This window comes from Ruficoccus amylovorans, from assembly GCF_014230085.1.
Lineage (GTDB): Bacteria > Verrucomicrobiota > Verrucomicrobiia > Opitutales > Cerasicoccaceae > Ruficoccus > Ruficoccus amylovorans.
The window spans coordinates 103,614-124,850 of record NZ_JACHVB010000043.1; the positions used below are offsets into that span (position 1 = coordinate 103,614).

13 protein-coding genes are annotated in these 21,237 nt (G+C 61.2%); 10 read left to right on the forward strand and 3 right to left on the reverse strand.

Features of this window, described 5'->3' with window-relative positions; all coding sequences use genetic code 11:
* Positions 1-4: 4 nt before the first annotated feature.
* On the forward strand, positions 5-760 hold the full coding sequence (locus H5P28_RS15025; protein WP_185676529.1) for a hypothetical protein: 756 nt from the start codon (positions 5-7) through the stop codon (positions 758-760).
* 135 nt (positions 761-895) lie between these two features.
* Here H5P28_RS15025 and H5P28_RS15030 read toward each other — a convergent pair whose 3' ends face one another.
* From H5P28_RS15030 to H5P28_RS15040, 3 genes are read right to left on the reverse strand one after another with little or no spacing between them, the layout of a single operon-like run.
* Positions 896-1,687: a hypothetical protein gene (locus tag H5P28_RS15030; RefSeq protein WP_185676530.1), complete on the reverse strand. Its 792-nt coding sequence runs from the start codon at positions 1,685-1,687 to the stop codon at positions 896-898.
* Positions 1,688-1,689: 2 nt separating this feature from the next.
* Positions 1,690-5,082 carry a hypothetical protein gene (locus H5P28_RS15035; RefSeq protein ID WP_185676531.1) on the reverse strand — a complete coding sequence of 1,131 codons (3,393 nt, stop codon included), beginning with the start codon at positions 5,080-5,082 and terminating at the stop codon, positions 1,690-1,692.
* Between the two features lie 31 nt (positions 5,083-5,113).
* On the reverse strand, positions 5,114-6,193 hold the full coding sequence (locus H5P28_RS15040; protein ID WP_185676532.1) for a hypothetical protein: 1,080 nt from the start codon (positions 6,191-6,193) through the stop codon (positions 5,114-5,116).
* A gap of 327 nt (positions 6,194-6,520) precedes the next feature.
* Here H5P28_RS15040 and H5P28_RS15045 point away from each other — a divergent pair, with 327 nt between their 5' ends.
* The 9 genes from H5P28_RS15045 to H5P28_RS15085 all read left to right on the forward strand — a co-directional run bounded on the left by H5P28_RS15045 (position 6,521) and on the right by H5P28_RS15085 (position 21,072).
* Positions 6,521-7,357, forward strand: coding sequence for a hypothetical protein (locus tag H5P28_RS15045; protein WP_185676533.1), 837 nt, complete (start codon positions 6,521-6,523; stop codon positions 7,355-7,357).
* 137 nt (positions 7,358-7,494) lie between these two features.
* Positions 7,495-8,634: a LacI family DNA-binding transcriptional regulator gene (locus H5P28_RS15050; RefSeq protein ID WP_221773440.1), complete on the forward strand. Its 1,140-nt coding sequence runs from the start codon at positions 7,495-7,497 to the stop codon at positions 8,632-8,634.
* 62 nt (positions 8,635-8,696) lie between these two features.
* Entirely contained in the window at positions 8,697-9,278 is a 582-nt protein-coding gene (locus tag H5P28_RS15055; protein WP_185676534.1) for a hypothetical protein, read from the forward strand.
* A 100-nt stretch (positions 9,279-9,378) separates the two neighbouring features.
* Positions 9,379-11,355 carry a hypothetical protein gene (locus H5P28_RS15060; protein WP_185676535.1) on the forward strand — a complete coding sequence of 659 codons (1,977 nt, stop codon included), beginning with the start codon at positions 9,379-9,381 and terminating at the stop codon, positions 11,353-11,355.
* Positions 11,356-11,360: 5 nt separating this feature from the next.
* Positions 11,361-13,331 carry a DUF5054 domain-containing protein gene (locus tag H5P28_RS15065; protein WP_185676536.1) on the forward strand — a complete coding sequence of 657 codons (1,971 nt, stop codon included), beginning with the start codon at positions 11,361-11,363 and terminating at the stop codon, positions 13,329-13,331.
* Positions 13,332-13,419: 88 nt separating this feature from the next.
* Positions 13,420-14,832, forward strand: coding sequence for an MFS transporter (locus H5P28_RS15070; RefSeq protein ID WP_185676537.1), 1,413 nt, complete (start codon positions 13,420-13,422; stop codon positions 14,830-14,832).
* A gap of 123 nt (positions 14,833-14,955) precedes the next feature.
* Positions 14,956-17,988 carry an alpha-mannosidase gene (locus tag H5P28_RS15075; protein WP_185676538.1) on the forward strand — a complete coding sequence of 1,011 codons (3,033 nt, stop codon included), beginning with the start codon at positions 14,956-14,958 and terminating at the stop codon, positions 17,986-17,988.
* A 44-nt stretch (positions 17,989-18,032) separates the two neighbouring features.
* The gene (locus H5P28_RS15080; protein WP_185676539.1) at positions 18,033-19,253 is read left to right on the forward strand and encodes a glycoside hydrolase family 130 protein; all 1,221 of its coding nucleotides are present in this window, start codon (positions 18,033-18,035) and stop codon (positions 19,251-19,253) included.
* Between the two features lie 409 nt (positions 19,254-19,662).
* Positions 19,663-21,072 carry a tyrosine-type recombinase/integrase gene (locus H5P28_RS15085; protein ID WP_185676397.1) on the forward strand — a complete coding sequence of 470 codons (1,410 nt, stop codon included), beginning with the start codon at positions 19,663-19,665 and terminating at the stop codon, positions 21,070-21,072.
* The last annotated feature ends 165 nt before the right edge of the window (positions 21,073-21,237 follow it).

Here is a 21,237-nt window from a genome sequence, read left to right on the forward strand (position 1 = left end):
AAAGATGACCATGCCCCTTTGTATTTCCCTCTCCCCCCGCCTGCTTCGACTCCTGCCCGCAGGGCTGGCTCTCGCCATCGCCTCGGGCGCATGGTTGGGTGCTGGATTGTGGGCGCAGGTGCCGGAGGAGGAACTGGTCGAGTTCTCCTTTCAGACGTATTTCTACACCGGCTCGGAGGCCGACACCGCCTCTGTGCCTCGGGGCGAAAATGCCCTGTACTACCAGCAGGGGGCCGAGTTCAAGCCTTTGACACTGGCTCCGAACAATCTGGGCCTCAAGCACACCTTTCGGGGGTCTCTTCCTTTCCGGCTCTACGTGCAGCAGACGAACGAGGACGGGCAGACGGTTTACCGTCCAGTGGCTGAAGCCGTCGGTAAAAACGCGGGTGAGGGCTCGCACCGGGTGCTTTTCATTCAGCCCGCCGGCGAGCAGTTCCGGATTGCCTTGATGCGCGCCGATGCCGCAAGAGTGGCACAGGGCGAGGTCCTCATCATGAACGTCGGCGGCCAGGCTTTGGCAGCGACTTCCGGTGAAGGTACTCTTGTGCAAATCGGCCCCGGCGAATCCAAGGTGATGCGCTATGACGAAGGGGAGGATTCATCCTTTTCCCTGAAAATCGCCAGCCGCAAGGGCGAGGGCTGGGATATCATCCACACCTCGCGCCTGGCCTATCGTAACCCGCGCCCGCTCTTCCTGATCGTTTATCCAACGCAGGACGGCAAATTCTGGCACGTCCGTTTTCTCAAGCTCAGGCAGTAGCAGTGGTGCTTCAGACCTGGCCGGGAGCCTGAACGCGTTCTCCGGTAGATGTGATGCGCGAATAATGCGTTTGGGGAATGCTAGTCTGTCAGCTTCGGGTTTGGCTTCAAGGCAACGGTATTTGCGTGAGTGATGTCAGTGGTCTAACTGGTTCTCCAACACGATAGAACGGTAGTTCTTTCCGATCCGGTAGATGAGCAGCATGTTGCTTGCCTCCTGTCTGAGTGCGAGTTGCTTGTGGTGGCGGCGTACCCATTTGCCTTCGTCGTCACGGGCGCCAACAATGAGCGGGAGAGGGGAAGCTTTTGCTGTCGGGGTGGAGATCAGTTGCCCTGCCCCCGGGGCAAGCCCGACTTTTTCCTCCCCGATCATGGCCACCAGTGGTTCATTGCTGATGTTGAGTGTGAGCAGGGAGCCAGGGGGGATATCGCCCCGGCTGGCAGGAATGGCGAGAATGTTGTACTGTTCACTGTCGGCGCTCTTTTTGGGAAAAAAGAACAGTAGCACGTGTGGGCAATTGGGGGGGAGGCTGACTTCGCCCACAGCGGTACGGTGGATGCCTTGTCCGTCCGGGCTGGGGGCTTCGTTGACGAAAATCACGCGGTCGCCGAAAGCCTCATGTGTGGGGGAAAAACGCCTGTCAACGGCTCCGACGGGATGCGATGTGTTGGTGCTGTCTACAAAACGGAAGGAGGGAGGGACGTACGGACCGGCCGGAGTATCGTAGGATGGTGTGCCAGGCGGGGTGTATTTTTCCCAGAGGAAAACCTGAAAGGTTGTCGGGGGTGGGAGGTCGGGGGGCGTTTGGCTGTGCTGCTGGGCGCTGAGACTGGAGCAGGAGAGGAGCAAGACCGCGAGGAGCTTGACGAGACCGAACGCGACGCAGTGATACGGGGCGTGTGAGCGCTGAAAGAATCGGGAGTGCATGGTTAAATGTCTTCCTTGCTGAGCCAGCGGAAACTGACGACGACGAAGCGCCGTCCGTGGGCTTTGTTAATGTCGCTCAGCTCGGAGTCCTCGGTGTCGGGGCGTTGGCTGCTGTCGGTGTACGCGGGGAGGCGCTGGACGACGGCTTCGCAGTAGGCGTAGCTTTCGGGGGGGCTGCCGGAGGAGGAGAAGGGGGCGCGGTATTCCCCGTAGGCGCGGATGAGGAAGGTGTCAGAACGGGCGCTGAGCACGCTGCCGAGCCGGGCTAGAACATCCGCCTGGCTGAGCCAGCCGGGCACGTTTTCCGTCGTATAGCCTGCACCGGATTCCGTGCCGTACCAGTTGGCCGCGGGGACAGAGCCGGGGCGGTTGCGGATAGAGGAGTCAACACCGTCGGTCAGGGCAGCATTTATGTCGGCATTTTGGATGGCCGCGTCGAGTGCGCCGCGCAGGTGACGTTCATGTTCGTCACTGGCCAGGAGCGTGCGGTTGACGAATTGCCCAAGGCTGGTGAAGGGGCCGCGTAGCCGGACCTGTTTGACAATCTCGTCGGCCAGCCGGGAGATCTGCTCCTGTGTGAGAGCTCGGTAGCCCGTGTAGGCGAGCGGGGCGTCGGCGGCATTTGTGCTGTCGGCCGGAAGTGCCGTGGTCGCCGGCGCACTCAGGCGGGGGAGAGGGACCTGTCCCGGCTCCGTATCTTCACTGGAGCCGTCGGTCAGCGTAACGGGCTTGCCGAGGGTGGAGGACAACAGTGCCTTCCAGGCCTCGACCGAGGTGGAGTTGATGTTGAAGGCCCCGTCGATCAGGAGGTTTTCGGCGGATGCCGACAGGTCGGGCGCTTCGGTGGCGTTGCTGTCGAGCGCGACCAGCCTGGGGTTGCGCGGAGCGTACTGGTCGTTCTCTCCGCCGGTGGTATTGAGATTGGTCAGGGTGGAGAAGAAGTAGCTGTCCCAGAGAGCGTCGTTGAGCAGATACGAGTAGTCGTAGAGGAGCCCCCGGAAATTAAAATACCGGAGGTTGTCGCCGGTGCGGGTGAGGGCACCCCAGTCGCGGTAAGTCTGATCGGTCGGGATGGCTACGTGGGCGCGGCTGTTGCCAATCGGGTAGGCCGGCACCTGGTTGTCGAAGTGGGAATTACTGTTGCGCTCGCGGAAGAACGCGACGCTGGCGTTGCGGTCATTCTCGTCGGGGGCGCGGTTGTCGTCGTTGTAATAGTACAACGGAGCGTTGGCGAGCTGGCCGATGGAGAACAGGCTGTCCAAGCCGTAGGGGGCCTCGAAAAGGATGGCGTTGTCCACGGCGTAGTCGGCGGAGTAGCCGACGCCTTCGAGTTCCTCGCCGAAGTTGTTGTTAGTGTACTCGGTGGCGGTGAAGTAGGAGGGGTTGTGCGCGGGGTAGGTATCGACACTGCCGGCGCTGTTGGCGTAATTGAAGGGGAGCGGACCCGAACTGAAGGCGCGTGGGTTGAAATCGGCAAGCCAGCGCAAGCGGGCCGCCGCCGGATAAGCGGTGCCACGATCCGGGAGCTGGGTCCAGGTGCGGGAAGCCTTGTAGCCCCATGAGTGGTTGCGCAGGGCGTTGGGCAGGGGGCTGCTGTTGCTGTAGGTGTAGGCTTGGAGGTCCCCGTAGGGGAGGGCTCCGGTGGAGGGTTCGCCGTGCTTGAGGTAGTAGTTGGCCGAGAGGATTTCATCGCCGCCAAGGGCGGTGTTGGCGTGGATCAGCTCCAGGGAGATGGCGCGGGGAAGCACCTTGTCGCTGGTACGGTAGGCTGTCATCAGCTCGGGGTCACCACCTGTTGATGTGTAGTGGGAAAGCACTACAGGCTGTTTGCTGCTGTCGAGTAGCGGCAGGCGGTAAAAGTACCCGGCGGGAAGCCCCTCTCCAAGCGTGAGGACAGTCTCGGGGTTGTAGTCATGCCAGGGAGAAGAACTGCTTTTGCTGCCACCCAGATCGACATTTTCCTGCAGGCTGTAAACCTTGCTCTGGCCGGGCTGGAGGGTGACGTTGGGCAGCTCCAGTTCGATCTCACTGATGTTGACCTTGTACTCGAAGGTGTAGTGCTCGTCGTTGGCCGGGTTGTGGTCCGGCTCGTCGCCCTTGCGCAGTTGGATGTAGAAGCGCAGAATGCGGCGGCTGTCGATGGTGGTGGGGCGGTAGGAGTAGCCGGCGGAGAGGTTGCTATCGAGTGTCGCATAGGTGATGCGAACCTTGTAGGTCGCGCTCTGGAGCGGCACGTCGTACGGGTTCCAGAGGGAGACGACGGGCATGAAGTGGAGGAAGATCTGGTCGGCGGAGTCGCGGGTGGGCATGGTGGTGAATTCCCAGCCGGTGATGACGGGGGCGTAGCCGACGGTGTCGTCGGTGGCTGCGCGGACGGGGAGGCTGCCGCGGGTGCCACCGCCCACAAGCTCAGTGTTGACCCAGGAGCGGAGTTGACTCCAGCGCGGGCCGCCGGGGTTTTCGCTGGCGGGCCAGGTGCCCTGAAGTGGCCCGAATATCTGGCCAGTCGGCTCGGTGGCGGACGCCTGCAGCCCGGCGGTCAGGTCTTTTTTCAGCCCGCCGTGGCGGGCGTCGCTGAGGACGCCGAAGCTGTAAGTGGTCAGGTCATGAAAATAGTCGGTCGGGTCTGCTTCGGTAAGCAGCTCGAGGGATTCCAATGTCAGGATGGTGCTGAGCTGTGGGCTGTCGGAGGGAAAGGCGCTCAGCCCATCCACCTGGGTGATTCCGTACTGGGAAGGAGCGAGCAATGGCTGGTTAACGATATCGACTTCCTGCGAAGAGATGTCGGGGAGGTTGATTTTCGCTTTGATGCCTTCGTCGCTGATCCAGTAGGCGTACGCGCTGTTGCCGTCGGCGATGGTTACCTTCTGGGCGAGGATTTCGGGAGCGTCGGTACTGCCATTACCGGCCACCATGATGATGGCGTTCGCGCCGAGTTCGGCGTCCTCCGCATCGAGGACAAGCGCGTTTTCATTGCCGCTCACGAGATAGGTCAACAAAGCGGTTTCCTCCTCGCCGGTTTCGGCGCCGTCCTCGTCCAATTGCGCCTGGGTGCGCCAGACGCCCGTCCAGAAGGGGTGGCTGGGGGGGCTGGTGCCGTCGGGGGCGGTGGTGATGTCCGCGCGCGCGCTCACGCGTTGGTCCGGCCCGAGCGCGGTCTGCAATTGGGCGATGGCCATATTCAGGCCCATGAGCGCGTTGAGTTCGGCGATTTGCTGTTTCTGCTTCAGGGCGGCACTGTGCGTGCTGACCCGTGCCAGCGAACTGAGTGAGAGGATGAGCAGGAGGATGAATCCCATCAGCACCATGGCAACGATGAGCGCAAAGCCGCGGCTGCGGGAAGCTGCCGGGGTGACGGTACGGGTACCGTTCTGGGGACAAAGGGGCGGGGGCATGTTGCTGTGTGTGGGCGGGGCTGCCGCTGGGTCAGAGGTTGTGGCGCCAGGGTTCGAGGGCTTCGAGCGAGTCGGTTCCGTGGCGTTCGATGTAGTCGTAAAACAGCCGGGACATTCCCTGGTGAAAAACCGGATGCGAACCCTGCTCGTGCAGCGGGCCTGTTTGCAGGATGCGGAAGTGCTCGAAGCCGATGGAGGCAAGATCGCTTTCGGCGAGCACACCTTCCCAGGACAGGCCGGGGTGCGGTTCGAGCCACTCACCGTAAAGGGTGACGCCCCCGGCGTAGTCAACGAGGACGGCTCCATACTCCTGGAGGGCGCGGGCGATGGTGCGGGCGGCCGGAGTCAGCTCAAAGCGACCCAGGTCGAGCTCGGGGGAAAGTTGCAGCACGCAGCCTTCGGGGAGTCCGCCGGGGAGCCAGCCGTCTGTCCACGTGGCGGGATGCTGGAAGCACTGGAGGCCGGGAACGGGACAGGCGAAGGCGAGCTTGTGGGCGATGTGCCCGGCGTCGATTTCGTCTTTCATGATCAGTCCCGCCAGCAGGGGGACTCCGCTGGCGCGGCACGGGCCGTAGGCGTGGACGCTTTCGTCGTTGTGGATGCCGTCGATCTCGCCGGTAAATACGCCCGGTCCTCGCAGGTCGTAGGCGATGGCGGCATTGGTGTGCCAACGGCCATCGGCTTCGCGGCGGCATTGCCAGAAGTCATAGGCGCGCTGGGCGGCGGTATCGACGACGACCATGTGGGCGTCCTGCTGCGGGTCAGGAAGGGCTTCTGCCGGAATCGGCACACCCGCGCTCACACTGGGGTGGAGGCCGAGGGGGTGTGGGTGCTGTCGCAGGCGGTGCTCCATGACTTTGATATGTCCCTGCGACAGGTGGCAGCGGTGGAGCTTGGGGTTGAGCTGGTAGCGCGGTGTGGCCTCGTCGGCGCAAAAGACCGGGATCGTCCAGTTGTGGAGGTTCAGGTGGAGCCCCTCGAGGCCTCCGGTCTGGGACTGGGCCAGTAATTTAATCCACTGCGGGCTTTGTGTGTCCGCCGTCACATCGGATCTGATGCGCTGATTCCAGAAGCTGTCGGCTGAAAAGAAAGGAGTGGTGAAGCGGGGCATGGGTGGTAAATCTCCTGTCGGACCGTTGTGGGATAAGGCGGACCATGACGGGGTTTAGGGGGGCAGAATTTAAATGTATCTTTAAGGTACATTAAGAGTCAATTAAAAAACAGAAACGCTGTTTGCTGCACGTCAGGAGGATTGGACAAGGGAAGCTGGATGCAGCTGAGAGAGGAGTGAATCCTTCTTTTTAAAAGGTTCAGGCCCGATCTATAATAATGAAAGCGCCTTGAGGGGACTCGCAACCTGGTTCGCAGAAAAAGCTTGCCATCGACAGATTTTTGTAAATGTTCCTTAAAGATACATTTAACCAAAACCCCGATCTCCATGAAAAATACCTCGTTTAAAAAGTGCTCCAAAGTCCGGGCGGGTATCGCCGCCTTTGCGTTTTCTCTTTCCATGATTGCGGTGCCGGTGACATCGTCGGCTGCCATCATTTTCTACCAGGGGTTCGACTACGGTTCGACCGCGGGTGAGCTGAGCGCCGTGAGTGGCGGCGAGTGGTCGGAGCAGGCCACGCGCCCTGCGGCTTATGAGACGGAAAGCCTCACCTATCCGGGCATCGAATCTACAGGGGGCTCGGTCCTGACGGACTCGGGCTGGAGCAGCAGTAGGACCTCGACCACCCAGACGCTCAATATCGACATCAGCAGCAAGTCGGAGATCTGGGTCAGTGTCCTGTTGTCTATCAGCACGGCGACCCCCGGGACCAGTAATTCCGCTGAAATAGCTCTGCGTGTGCTGCAAAACGACTGGCAGAGCGCGGTCACCCGCAGTGTGGGCAAGACTTACAACAACGACAGTGGTTACATGTCCGGTACGACAGCCCTGAATGGCGGCAGTTTCGCCGAAGTTGGCACCAGCGTAGTGCAGGTCGTGTATCGTCTGGCCGAGGGCTCGGCGGCTGAATTCTGGGTCAACCCCGATGGGACTCCCGTTGTCGGCGAGGGCCAGTTAATCGGCAACAACATCGCCAACCTGACCACGATCGAGACGCTGACCATCAGCTCGCAGGGGCTGGGGATGCGGATGGATGAGTTCATTGTTGCCGACTCTTATGCCGACATCGTGGTGCCGGAGCCGGGGCACATTGCCGTTATTGGTGGCGTGGTGGTCTTGCTGCTGACGGCGTTGCGTCGCTCTTTTCGTCGGACTCGCGCCTAGGGGCCGACGGTTGTTGATTTTCCCTGGGCGTATTTGGACGGTGCCTTCCGGGGCGGAATAGCCCCTGTTTTTCGAATACGCCCCAGGGGGTGTTTCCCGGATCGCAAAAGCGGTATCGGCACGTTATATCTGGCTACTTGAAAAGAAAAAGAATGCTCCTTCAGACCAAGTTCAAAAGCCGCGACGAAGCGACTCGTTATCAGATTGCCAAGAACCTGATCAAACGCAAGGTGCTCAGCGGCGAGGTTGGGCATAACCAGCAGTTGCAGCCGGAAATGGACATTTGCCGCGATACCAACCTGTCCCGCACGACCGTGCGCAAAGCCATTGCCGACCTGGTCGAGGAGGGTTTGCTCGTGCGCTACCGGGGGCGTGGCACGTTTGTGAATATTCGCCGCACCCCGTCGCAGAAAAAGCTGCTCGCGCTTCTGGTGTGCCAGCATACGAATGTCAACGGTGCCTACGACCTGCTGATTCGCGGAGCCCAGGAGAGCGCCGGTCGGCTTGGCTACCAGCTTTTGCTCGCCAACTCCTACAACGAGATCGACACGGGCATGGAGCAGGCCATGCGCCTGAACGAACTGCGTGTGGCCGGTACGCTTGTTGTCCCGCTGCAAAGCGCTTCGCCCGACCAGACGACCGCGTCCGTCATCCGTACGCTGCGGCAGGCGGACCAGCAGGTGGTGCTGGTGGACGATCTCTCCAGCGATCCGGCCATTTCCAGCGTTTCCAGCCAGAATCGCGAGGCCATGTACGAGCTGACCAAGCACCTGATTGATATCGGCCATCGCCGGATCGCTTTCTTGACCAGTGTGCAGACTGAGGCGGTGGTCGAGCGCGAGGAGGGCTTCCGGCAGGCCATGCAGGATCACAACCTGCCTTTGCCGCCCGAGTATTTTCTGGAGGTGGCCGGACGCTCGCCTTCCCGTCAGGGCATACAGGAGATCGATGTTTTTATGGCCATGCGGGAGCCCCCCGAGGCGATCATTTGCCTGCACGACCTGATTGCGCTCAACGCGATGGCGCGTTGCCGTGAGCGGGGGTGGCGGGTGCCCGAGGATGTGGCCATCGTCGGCTTTGACGACCTGCCGCAGTCTGCCACCAGCTCTCCACGCCTGACCAGTGTTCACCAGCCGCTGACCGAGACCGGCGCGCGCGCGGTCGAAATACTGGTCCAGTTACTGACCGACGAGGACGCCCAGCCGCGCCAGGAGCGTCTGCCCTGCCAGCTCGCAGTCCGCGAGTCCTGTGGCCGCGGCCTTGTCCGCCCTTCCTGACTTTCCCGATTCTCAAACCAAACTTAACCCTCCCATCCGTAACCCGTAAAACCGTATCATCTATGAAAAACCTTAAATCCCTCGCCGCGTTGATCGCTCTTTTGTTGCCGCTGGGCATCTCAACTGCTTCGGCCGCTGACGCTCCTGTTGGCAATGCTGTCGAAATGGACCTCCAGGTCGACATCCCCAAGGATGCCTGGCGCTACCAGTTCTACCAGAACTCGATCCCGCTCGAACTTGACCAGAACTATCTGCTGACCTTCTGGGCGAAGGCCGACCGTCCGGTGGAGTTTGCCGTGGCGGCCAAGCAGAGTGCTCCGCCGTGGGGCTTCCTCGGGCTGAACACCTCCACCTACGCGGGCACGGAGTGGAAGCTCTACCGCATGCCCTTCGCCGCGACCAAGGCGATCCCCGGCAAGTCCCGAATCTCCTTCTCGCTCAAGGAAAAACAGGCGGTGAAAATCTGGATCGCTGACGTGAAGATCGTCCCCGCCGGTCCCGCCGGTAAGGATGCCGCCAACATGGTGCGCAACCCGCGCTTTGAGCAGGGCTTCGGCGAGTGGTACAGCGAGGGCACCAAGGTGGGCGTCTATTCGGTGCAGGTTGTCCAGCAGTCCGCGATTCCCGCCGCGGCGGCCGAGTAAGCGACGAGTCTTTCGTCGTCTGGATTGAAACGTTTTATTAAACAAGCCCCCTGCCCGGTTCGCCGGGCGGGCGGGCGCTCATTCCCCGTATCCATTATTCATGACACCGCGCATTCTATTTCTCGGTTTGACGTTCGCCTTTGGCGTGGCCTTGCAGGCGGAAACAAACCCTCCGCCGGCCTTGCCGCCGTTGACGATTGATGGCCAGAACTTCGTCGATCCCGACGGCAACGTTGTTAAATTCTGGGGGGTCAATCTGACCGCTCTTTACCCTGACCGGGCGGCGGCCACGGCGACTGCGCAAAACCTCGCCGAGCGGCAGATCAACCTCGTCCGCCCGCACCACATGCTCCGCCAGAGCAAGGACTGGAACCCGCAGATGGTCAGCGGCGCACTGGTGGACTACCGCAACGATTCGCGCACCTGGGACAAGGAAGCGCTGGACCGCTTCGACTTCCTCAATGCGGAACTGGCCCGGCAGGGCATTTACCTGGCCTTTTCGGTGCACTTCTCGCGTCAGTACCACCCCGGCGATGTGACCATCCTGGAGACCGACGCCGCGGACGCTGCCGCCTGGAGCGCCGCGATCAGCGAGCTGGAGGGCTGGCCGTGGAAGAAGGCGATCGACGTGCGCAAGGCTTTGCCGGCGATTGACGAGCGCGCAGCGTTGCTCAACGAGGAGTTTATCGAAAACCTCCTGACGCACGTCAATCCGTACACCGGACGCAGCTACGCGGAGGACCCGCAACTGCTGATCATGGAGGTCGTGAACGAGTCCTCGCTGGAGTACGCCGTCATCTGCAAGAACCGTTTCCCGGAGCATTGGGATAAGCAGCTTCAGGCGAGTTGGGAGGCGTATGCCCGCGCCAACGGGCTGGACAAGCCGGGCGATCTCTACGCGCCCGTCGGCCTCAAGGCCATCGAGTTGCGTGCGAAGTTCCTGCGTAAGCTCGACACGGATTACTACAACCGCATCCGCGCCAAAATCGAATCGCTCGGCTGTGAGGTACCGATGATGTACTCTAACCTCTGGCGTGGTGACAATGCGCTGGCCATGCAGGCCGAGCTTTCCGACGTGACCGAAAACCACGCTTACATCGACCCGCTGGTCGTGCGCGACCTGGACGACGGCTTTAACCGTGCGGCCAAAAATTCTCTTCAGGGCAAGCCGTACTTCATCGGCGAGTTTAACCAGGCCGAGGGCTCTGCCAATATCAAGGAGCACGCTCCCTACCGCACGATGCTGATGGTGGCCGCGCCCGCCTATGCCAACCTCCACGACTGGAGCGGCATCGTCTGGTTCTCCTGGAACCACGGCACGGACATCATCGAGGCGGACGGCTGGACCAGCGAGGAAGGGCGCAATCCGCGCCTGGGTACGATGGTGGCCGACGCCATGATGACCGACCACCTGCGCACGGCGGGGATGCTGTTCCGTAACGGCTGGGTTTCTCCGAGTGCGCAGCCGATAACCGTGTGGGTGGAGGAGCCGTACTTCGCCGGTAACTACGATCGCCTGATGGAGGGTAAGCACAAGGTGCTCCCCGGCTGGCAGAGCGTCCACGGCATTCGCCGCGCCTACGGCAAGGAGCCGGACGAGCAGTTCGACGCGGAGTGGCTGTATAACTGGCCGGGCAAGGTGATGGTCAGCGACACGAACGAAATTATCAAGGATACCGTGCGCCGTCAGTTAACGCTTGCGGTGCCGCAGGGCGAAGCCTTTAGCGGATTTCTTGACGGTGAACTTCCGGCTGGGTTGAGCCACCTCGAAATCGACGACGACAGCGGCTTTGCCACCGTGATCGTTGTCGCCGAGGATGACAAGCCGCTGGCGCAGAGCACGAGCCTGGTCATCAGTCGTACCTATCTCGATGACGATTTGAAAGAACAGATTGGACCAGCGGTGACGCTGAACGGCCTTGCCGCCCTGCCTGAGGGTAAGCAGTGGGCGTTTGCCGTCACTCGCCCGCGCAGTGCTGAGCCCTCGGCTCCCGTCATGCTTACTCCCGGCGCGGACGGCAGTCTTATGCTGCCGGACACACTCTGGTACGAAGCCGAACTTCACCCGGCGGAATAAACAAAATGCCCGTTACCGCTTCCAGTACTCGCGAGGTCGGTGTTGTCTTCAAGACTCACCTCGACATCGGTTTCACCGATCTGGCGTCGCGGGTATTGCGAAGCTACCTGCGGGATTATATCCCGGCAGCGCTGGAACTGGCGCGGCGCACCCGGCACCAGCCGCATCGCTTTGTCTGGACGACGGGCTCGTGGCTGGCATGGCGCTACCTGGAAGATGCGCCCGCCAGTGGTCGTCGCCGGATGGAGGAAGCCATTGCAGAGGGCGACTTTCACTGGCACGCCTTGCCCTTTACCGCGCACGCGGAGTTGATGGACGCGAGCCTCTTCCGGCTCGGATTGAGCTATTCGCAACGGTTGGACCAGCGCTTCGGGCGGTCCACCCGTGCGGCGAAGCTGACCGACGTGCCGGGCCATACCATTGGCATCGTGCCGCTGCTGGCCGAGGCCGGGGTGCGCCTGCTGCACATCGGGGTTAATCCCGCTTCGACGGTGCCGACCGTGCCGCCGGTATTCCGCTGGCGTTGCGGGCGCCATGAGATCGTCGTGATCTACGAGGCGGACTATGGCGGGGTCACGATGCTGCCGGGAGGCCGGGCGCTGTGCGTCAACCTGACTGGTGACAACCTCGGCCCGCAGCACCCCGGCCAGATCGACGCCGTTTACGCGAACCTTGAAAAGCGTTTTCCGGGTGCCCGGCTGCGGCCCGGCGGGATCGATGTGGTGGCCGACGCCCTCTGGAAAAAACGGGCCGGGCTACCCGTGGTGACATCGGAAATCGGCGATACCTGGATTCACGGGATCGGAACGGACCCGCAGAAAACCGCCCGCTTCCGCATGCTCTGCGCGTTGCGGCGCAAGTGGATCGCCTCCGGCCAACTGGCCGAAGGGGGCGATGTTGATCTTGGCTTCGGAGAGCAGTTGCTGCTCACCGCCGAGCACACCTGGGGCATGGATTTGAAGACGCACCTGAAAAACTGGCGCGACTATTCACCGGCCGCATTTGAGAAGGCCCGTGAGGCGGCCAATTTTAAAAAGGTGGAGCGATCCTGGCGCGAACAACGCGCCTACCTGATCGCCGCGCTTCGGACGCTTCCTGCCGACCTGCGCAAAGAAGCGAATGCCGGGCTGAAGACGCTCAAGCCGATTGGGCTTAGCCGGACCTCCGGCTGGACAAGCGCCTCCCCCGATGAGTCGCTGGCAGTCGGTACCTTCGAACTTGGGGTAAATGCGACGGCGGGGACGATCTCGCAGTTGCGGAGCCGGGCCGGGGAAGGAAGGACGCTTTCGGTCGGGAAGAAACCGTTGGCGGCGTTGAGTTTTCAGACCTTCGGCAAGGCCGACTACGAGCGTTTTTATCGCCAGTACATCCGCGAGGAGGCGGATTGGTCGCGCAAGGATTTTACCAAGCCCGGACTGCGGGCAACGGTACGGGCGGACGTTTTTCACCCGAGTCTGACGGAGCTTGAGCGTTCCCGCGACGGGTTGCGCGCGCGTCTGCACCTGTGTTTCCCGGCGGCTGCCCACCGGCTGGGCGCGCCGGAGCGGGCGATGCTGGAAGTCGCCGCGACCGGGGAGCATGAGTTGGCGCTGCGACTGGAGCTCTACGGGCAGCGCGCCAGCCGCTTGCCGCAGGCCCTGTGGTTCCAGCTTCACCCGCGCCTGCAAACGGGGGCGCACTGGCAACTGCGCAAGCTCGGCCATTGGGTGGACCCGGCCGATGTCGTCCCCGGCGGTAACCGCCAACTGCATGGCATCGACGGACTGGCTAAGGGCGGAGACGTGACGGTCACCTCGTCCGATGCGGTGCTGGTCGCCCCGGAGAAGGGGCAGTTGTTGGACTTTAATCCGCGAGTCCCCGGCACGCGGGGCGCGTTGGCCTTCAATCTTTATAACAACATCTGGGGAACCAACTTCCCGATGTGGTACGCGGGCGACAGTGTCTTTCGCTTTAGGCTGGAGTGGGGCAACCCGTGATGGTGGTTCGGCCCGGAGGGGAGCGCTCGACGCTTTTTTCCGGAGCTGGGCAGGTGTTGGCGTTCGTCACCTTTTAACTTTATCTCACATGCAGATACCCGTTTCCGACCGGATCCCGTTCCGACAGAAAATTGCCTTCAGCCTCGGAGGGCAGATGGACTTTCTCGCGACCGGACTCACGCTCGGAACGCTCTGGATGCCCTTCTTCAATATCGGGCTGGGCATGAATCCGGTGCTGGTCGGGCTGGTCCTGATGGTGCTGAGAATCTGGGATGCGCTGACCGACCCGCTGGTGGGAAACCTTTCTGACAATGCCCGCACGCGTTGGGGCCGGCGGCGGCCTTTCATGTTTGTCGGGGCGATCCTGACGGCGTGCCTTTACCCGCTGTTGTGGCGCGTGCCGATGGAGTACGGATCGAATGTTGCCTTCGGCCTCCTGCTGGCGATCAGCCTCGCGTTCTGCACGGTTTTCACAGTCTGGTCGATGCCCTACTACGGCCTGCAAATGGAGCTGACCCCGAACTACGACGAGCGCACGCGGCTGACCGCGTGGATGACGTTCTGGGGGAAAATCGTCGGGGTGGCCGGCGGTTGGGTCATGGCGTTCATGAGTTGCTCGCTCTTTGCCGACCCGGAGACGGGAGAGGCTGACATCGTGCATGGGATGAAGGTCTCAAGCTGGGTGATCGCAGCGCTGATCCTGGTGCTGGGGCTTCTGCCCGCGCTCTTTGTCAAGGAGCGCTATTATGAGAAGGAAACCAGCCATCAGCCGCGCGACCCCTTCTGGCAGAGTATTCGGGAGTCGTTCCGGTGCGGGCCTATGTGGTGCCTGATCGCGGTGGCGTTCTTTGTCGTCATTGGAAACATGTCCGTCGCGAGCCTCGGGCAGTATGTGAATATTTACGTCATCAACAACGGTGACATCGCCGACGCCTCGATCATCGAAGGGTGGAAATACACCGCGATGTTCGCCGTTGGGCTGGCGACAATTCCGCTGTGGACCTGGATGAGTGAGCGGCTCGACAAGCGGCTGGTCATGGTGCTGCTCATTATCGGCGGGATGGCCGGGCACCTGATGTACTACTTCTGTCTGCGGCCGGACATGCCCTACCTTCAGATCCTTCCGGCGGTGATGCAGTCGGGCACGATTGCGGCGATCTGGCTGTTCCTGCCCTCGATGAAGGCGGATGTGGCCGACTACGACGAGACCAGGACCAGGCGCCGTCGTGAGGGAGCCCTCAATGCCTTTTTCTCCTGGTTTATCAAGGCGGCGCTGGCTTGCGCCACGGGGGCGAGCGGGCTGTTTCTGGAGCTTTCGGGCTTTGATGTTTCGCTGGCTTCCCAGCCCGAGGAGGTGCTGCGCAACATGGTCTGGCTCTATCTGCTGACCCCCATTGTCTTCCTCGGGCTGGCCGTGTTGTTCCTGGCCGTTTACCCGCTTTCGCGCACGCGCATGTCCACCATCCGTGAGGAACTTGAAGCCCGTCGTGGGCAATGGTGACGGGATAACTGCCATGCCGATTTTTGACCAACCTTTGAATGAAAACACTGAATCAGGCCAATCTGACCAACACGTATCGACCCACAACATGGTGAGGTCTGAGCCTGCACTACGCTTTATACCATGCTCCGCAAAGACCACCTCTATCAATTAATTCCCAACCGGCTGGACGCTGCCTTGCGCCGCCTTGCTGCGGCCATCTGGGTGGATAAACGCGAGGTGCCGGTGGAGGCTTCCGAGCCCGTGCCGGTTCAGATGTCGCTGGCCGAGGGCAAAAAGCAAGAGCTCGCTCCGGTCGCGCCCCGCTCGTACTGGGGGCGACAGTACGACCAGCGCTGGTGCCGGGTAACGCTGCCGCAGGCCGCTGGTAAAAACACCTGGTTGCACTGGTACGATCAGGGCGAGGCAACTCTCTATGTGAACGATCAACCGTACTTCGGTTTCAATGTGGCGCACCGCTACTGCCGTCTGCCGAAAGGGGTGAGAGAGGTCTGGGTGCAGTCCAGTTGCATCCAGAGCGCGATCTGGCACCCGGACGCGAAAGCCATGCAGCCGGGTGGAAGTTTTTTTGAAGAGGCCTATGTGACTGCTCGTGATGAGGAGGCCTGGGCCGCTTATCACGACCTGAAGTGCCTCGTGGATGTCGCGCAGGACTTGCGTCACGGCGAAGACTCACAGGCCCCGGTCAGTCCGGAGGCGTTCGGGTTGCAGCCGCCGATGAATACGATGAGCCCGGTGCTGAGAATTCTTTTTCAGGGCATGAACGACGCGGTTGACGCGTATGACCTTGAGGGGATCGGAGCGCTGCGCCGGGAGCTTGCCGCCCTGTATGACAAGGTACGGGTGGACAAGTCGTTTGCCCGCTGTGTGCTGACCGGCCACGCGCATCTGGACCTCGTCTGGATCTGGCCGGAGCGGATGAGCGAACTGAAGGCGGTGAATATTTTCGCCACCGCCAACCGGCTGATGGACGAGTATCCGGAGTTCCGCTTCGCCTACAGCCAGCCCGCCAGTTACGAGGCGGTCGAAAAGCGCGAACCGGAGTTCTATAAGCAGGTGGAGAAACGCATCCGCTCCAAGCGCTGGCAGGCGACCGGGGCGATGTATGTGGAATCCGATACGATGCTCGCCTGCGGAGAGGCGCTGGCCCGTAGTTTCCTGCTCGGACAGGAGGGCTTCCGGCGCATCAACGGGCAACCTTCGCGGCTGACCTGGTTGCCGGATGTTTTCGGCTACTGCGCCTGCCTGCCGCAGATCATGAGCCAGACCGGAGTCGATTATTTCTTTACCACCAAAATGACCTGGAACGCTGTCAACCGCTTCCCGTACAGCAGTTTCATCTGGCGCGGTAACGACGGCTCGCAGACGCTGGTTCATGTCACACAGGAGTCCGGCTACGTGACGCACATGACAGTGCCCAACGTGCGTGCTCCGATGAATGCGAACTTGCAGGCGGCGATTCACCCCGAGTATCTCCTGCCCACCGGCTACGGCGATGGCGGCGGCGGCGTGACCGACGAGATGCTGGAACGGGCGCGCAGGTTGGGCGATTTGCCCGGCATGCCGTCGATCACCTGGGATCACCCGGAGGCTTTCTTTGAACGGCTGGAGTCGGTGCGCGAGCAGTTGCCTATCCATCAGGGCGAGTGCTACCTGGAGTATCACCGGGGAACGAGCACGACGCACGCGAATCTCAAGGCGACTTTCCGCAAACTGGAACGCGAGCTGCAACTGGCCGAAGCCGTGGCGACGGCCACGGGCAAGAGGCTGGACTGCGAACACGCCTGGAAGCGCCTGGTCTTCGCGCAGTTTCACGACTACATCCCCGGCAGTTCCGTCTGGGACGTTTACCTCGAAGGGCTGCCCGAGCTTGAGGCGGAGGCGGCGGGCCAGCGTGAGCAGGCGCTGCGGGCGCTCACTTCGGACGAGGGCGGCGAATGCCTTTTCAATCCGCACGGCGTGGACGTTCACGCGTGGGTGAAGGTGGAGAGCGCGGAGGAGCCGGTGTTCGTCCACCTGCCCGCCTTGAGCGGGACGCCGGTAGCCGAGGCGCTCGCGCCGTTGCCGTCCCCCGTGAAGATAAAGGGCAAATCTGTCTCCAACGGATTGGTTGAGCTACGCCTGAACGCTTCGGGTTGGATCGACCATCTTGTCTGGGACGGTGTGAACGTCCCGATGAGCGAACCGCTGGGCAAGCTGGTGATTTATCCCGACTACCCGGCCAACTTCGAGGCATGGGACATTGATCGCCACACGTTGTCATTGGGCGAGGTATGCAGCGCCCGGGCGGAGATCACCCCGGTGGTTGAGGGCGAGCATCGCGCCGGATTCCGCGTGACCCGCAAGGTTGGCAAAAACAGCACGGCCAGCTTGAGCTTCATGCTGGAGGGCGGCAGCGGGCTTGTGCATATCGGGGTCGAGCTGGACTGGCAGGAGCCGATGCACTTGCTCAAGCTCTTGTTCCCCACCGGCTACGGGGCCACGAATGCCCGCTTTGGCATTCCCTACGGCAGTGTGCTGCGCGGCCAGGTGTCGGACTCTCTGCGGACGGAGGCGATGTGGGAAGTTCCGTTCAGCCGCTACCTGGCGGTGTTTGACGAGGGCGAGCGCGAAGGGCTCTTCCTTGTCAGCGAGGCCAAGTACGGGGCCACGGTGCGCGATGGCGCGGTCGGCGTCAGCCTCGTGCGCAGCCCCACAGTCACGGGCTACGACGGACACAGTGCCGCCTGGAGCGCGGAGTTGTCGCGTCTCGAAACACCCGGCGCGTACAGCGATCTGGGGACGCACCATATCCGGCTTGCGGTCGGGTGCTACGATACGGAACTGCCGCTGGCGCAACAACCAGCCAGCCTGGCCGACACCTTGTTTACTCCGCCTATGTTCTACACCGGAGAGGCGTTGCCGCCGGTGGTTGAGGCGCTTGAGGGGGCGAATACGCTGGTGCCGTGTTGGGCGAAGCCCTGCGTCGGAGGAGACTGGATACTGCGCTTGCATGAAGTCGGTGGTCGTCGCGGGGTGCTCGGCATTCGGATGGCCGAGGGCTGGTCGGTCGGACAGACCACCATCGGCGAGGATGAGGTGCGCGGCGTGGGCGACCGGATTACCTTCAAGCCCTACGAAGTGGTCAGCCTGAGATTCTCACGCGTAAAAGAGTAGGGCGGAACCATTACCCAGTTTAAAAATTTAAGAATCAATTTGCCATGAACCACACATCGAACCTTTCCGCGAATGTTGCGTCGGAGTCATTTCTTGAGCGGGTGCGCACGGTGCGCGCCAATTACGAGTCGCTGATCGGGCGGCCCAACCCGGTCAACGAAGATTGGGACAATGGCGTTTTCGAGCGCTTTTGCTACCCGGTCGTGACGGCTCGCCATGTGCCGCTGGAGTGGCGTTACGATTTTGACCCGGCACGTAATCCGTTCTTCATGGAGCGGCTTGGCGTCAATGCGGCCTTTAACCCGGGCGCTTTTCTCTGGAACGGAAAGGTATGCCTCGTGGTGCGCGTCGAGGGCTACGACCGCAAGAGTTTCTTTGCCATTGCGCAATCGGACAACGGGATTGATGGCTTCCGTTTCTGGCCGGAGCCGCTTGACCTGCCGGAGATTGAGGGAGAAACCAATGTTTACGACATGCGCATCACAGCTCATGAAGACGGCTGGCACTACGGGGTCTTTTGCGCGGAGTCGCGCGATCCCCGCGCAGCGTCGTCCGATTTGTCCTCGGCTGTGGCTGTGGCCGGTATCGTGAGGACCAAGGACATGAAGCACTGGGAGCGCCTGCCCAACCTTCGGACTCCGGCTTCGCAGCAACGCAACGTGGTCCTGCATCCAGAGTTCATCGACGGGCAGTATGCGTTTTATACCCGTCCGATGGATGGCTTTATCGACGTCGGCAGTGGCGGTGGCATCGGCTGGACGCTCTGCCCGGACATTACCACCGGTAAGACCGGGCCGGAGCGTATCATCGAGGAGCGCGCCTACCACACAGTCAAGGAGTCGAAAAACGGGCAGGGCCCGGCCCCGCTGAAAACCCCCGCAGGCTGGCTGCACATGGCCCACGGGGTGCGGGCTTGCGCGTCCGGTTTACGCTATGTGCTCTACGCTTTCATGACTGCGCTGGATGACCCCTCCAGGGTCATTGCGCGTCCGGGCGGCTACTTCCTCGCACCCTTTGGCGAGGAGTTCAGCGGCGATGTCTCCAATGTGACTTTCACCAACGGTTGGGTGCAACTGCCCGATGAACCCCGCACGGTTTTGCTCTACTACGGGAGTTCCGATACGCGCTGCCATGTCGTTCGCACGACACTGGAGCAACTGGTGGACTGGTGCCTGAATACCCCCCCGGACGCACTTAGCACACGCCGCTCGCTGGAGCAGCGGTTTGATCTGATTCGGCGGAACGCGACACTCGGTCTTAAGTAGAGAGTCTCGGGACCGGTTATCTTGCCAATCGCATCCGCGTGGGTGCGGAAGAGAGCGTGTGCCCCTCGCAGACGCCGTTGCTTTCTTTAATGGTCAGTTGCTTTGTATGCTACAATACCTCTGGGCAAGCCGTCCATTTTTCTCGTGGGGCAAGAAGCGGGGCGCTGGATTTACCTGAATCTGGGTGGATTTTCTTGGCCTTAGGATCTTGCAAGAGGATTCTCTCCGGCCTCGATCATAAGCAAAAACCGCTCAAATAAAGTGGTCGGGGTGAGAGGATTCGAACCTCCGACCCTCTGCTCCCAAATCAGTTTATTTTTATTCTTATTTCATTGTTTATAAATATTTAATGAATTTATACGTAGCTCATGGTTTGACTGTTGCCTAAAATAATGCCTAAAACTCGGGTATGGCTCGCCCCAAAAAAGATGAACGTTTCAGGGTTACGCTTATCACAGCAGCATCGGGGCGCAAGTTGTGGCGGCTTGATGGGTACTGGCCCGATGGTAGGCGTGAGCGTAAGCGGTTTAAGATCAAGGCAGACGCCTACGAATATCGGGCCAAGATTGAAAATGAGGCCAGTGGGCAGGTGGCGGACTATCAACTTCAGCGAACATCACTGAGCCGGGAGGAACTCAGTGATGCCGAAGTAGCCCGCGGCCTGACCAAGGGAAGGGCTCTGGGCGAAATCGTCTCCCATTACCTCAAACTGGAGGAAACCGTTAGTGCCCGGATGCACCTGTCGCTGGATCAGGCGGTGGAGTATCTGCTCAAGCATTACCGTCCCGAGTTGGAGGAGGTGTCTGTCACGACCGCCATTACCCGTTTTCTCGGGGGGAAGGAGCATGCCCGTCCCAAGACTCTCTCTCATTATGAGTCCTCTCTGAAGCTTCTGCAACGGCTTGACCCGAACACTCTGGTCCACCGGATCGGTCTTCGGGAACTGGAGTCGTTGCTGAGTAAGTATAAGAACCTCAACACCCAGAAGACATATCGGCGGGGTCTGAACACCTTTTTCAACTGGTGCGTACGGCGGCATCACTGTCTTGAGAACCCTTGTTCACGCCTGGACTCCCTGCCTGCGGACTCCTCGCCGGTGAGGATCCTGAGGTTTGAGGAGGTCCGGAGGCTGCTACGGGCAGCCTTGCTCTATCAGGAGGGAATCATGGCTCCGGTGGTGGCGATTGGAATCTTTGCCGGGTTGCGTCCGAGTGAGATTGAAGATCTGAAGCCGAGCAACATCAGGGACGAGTTCATCGTTGTTACCGGGGGCAAGCTTCGTCGCAAGATGAACCGTCGTGTACCCTTGCCTGATATCCTAAAAAACTGGTTATCCAAGTATCCCTTTGACGGTTTACCTGCGGGAAGCACCTACAAAATGAAGTCTCTCAAAAAGGCTACGGGTGCCGAGGTATGGGTTCAGGACATCATCCGCCACACTTCGATCAGTTACCAGTTGGAGCGTGACCGGGACGAGGCTCACACGGCCTTCAACAACGGGACCTCCCGTGCGATGATCGACAGCCATTACCGGGATGTGGTTGAAGACCCTCAGGAGGTGGAGGCTTACTGGTCCCTGACACCGGAGTCTCTGGAGGGGGTCGAGGTCGAGCTGCCCGCCGGTCAGGGCTTTGATGACTGGCCCACAGACAAGGTGTTGTCTCGGCTGGTGTGGGAGAAGCCTCTGCGGGCACTCGGGGCGGAGTTGGGGGTCTCCGACAACGCGGTGCGCAAGCGTTGTCTTGCGAGGGGGATCGAGCTTCCGAAGAATGGTTACTGGCAGCGTCAGCATGCCCGGGAGAGGTTCGGGCGAGGCTGACCCACATTCTTCGGCTCCGGCGTTCCGGGCCTGCCGCAAGTCTGTGTCACCCCGATGGGGGAGGGGGGGCACGGTTTGGTTGGAGGGCCGCATGGCTGACGCCGGGCGACACAGGAGGGCGGAGTCTTGTGTGTTAGTAGGGGAGTCCGATTGTGGAGAATGTCT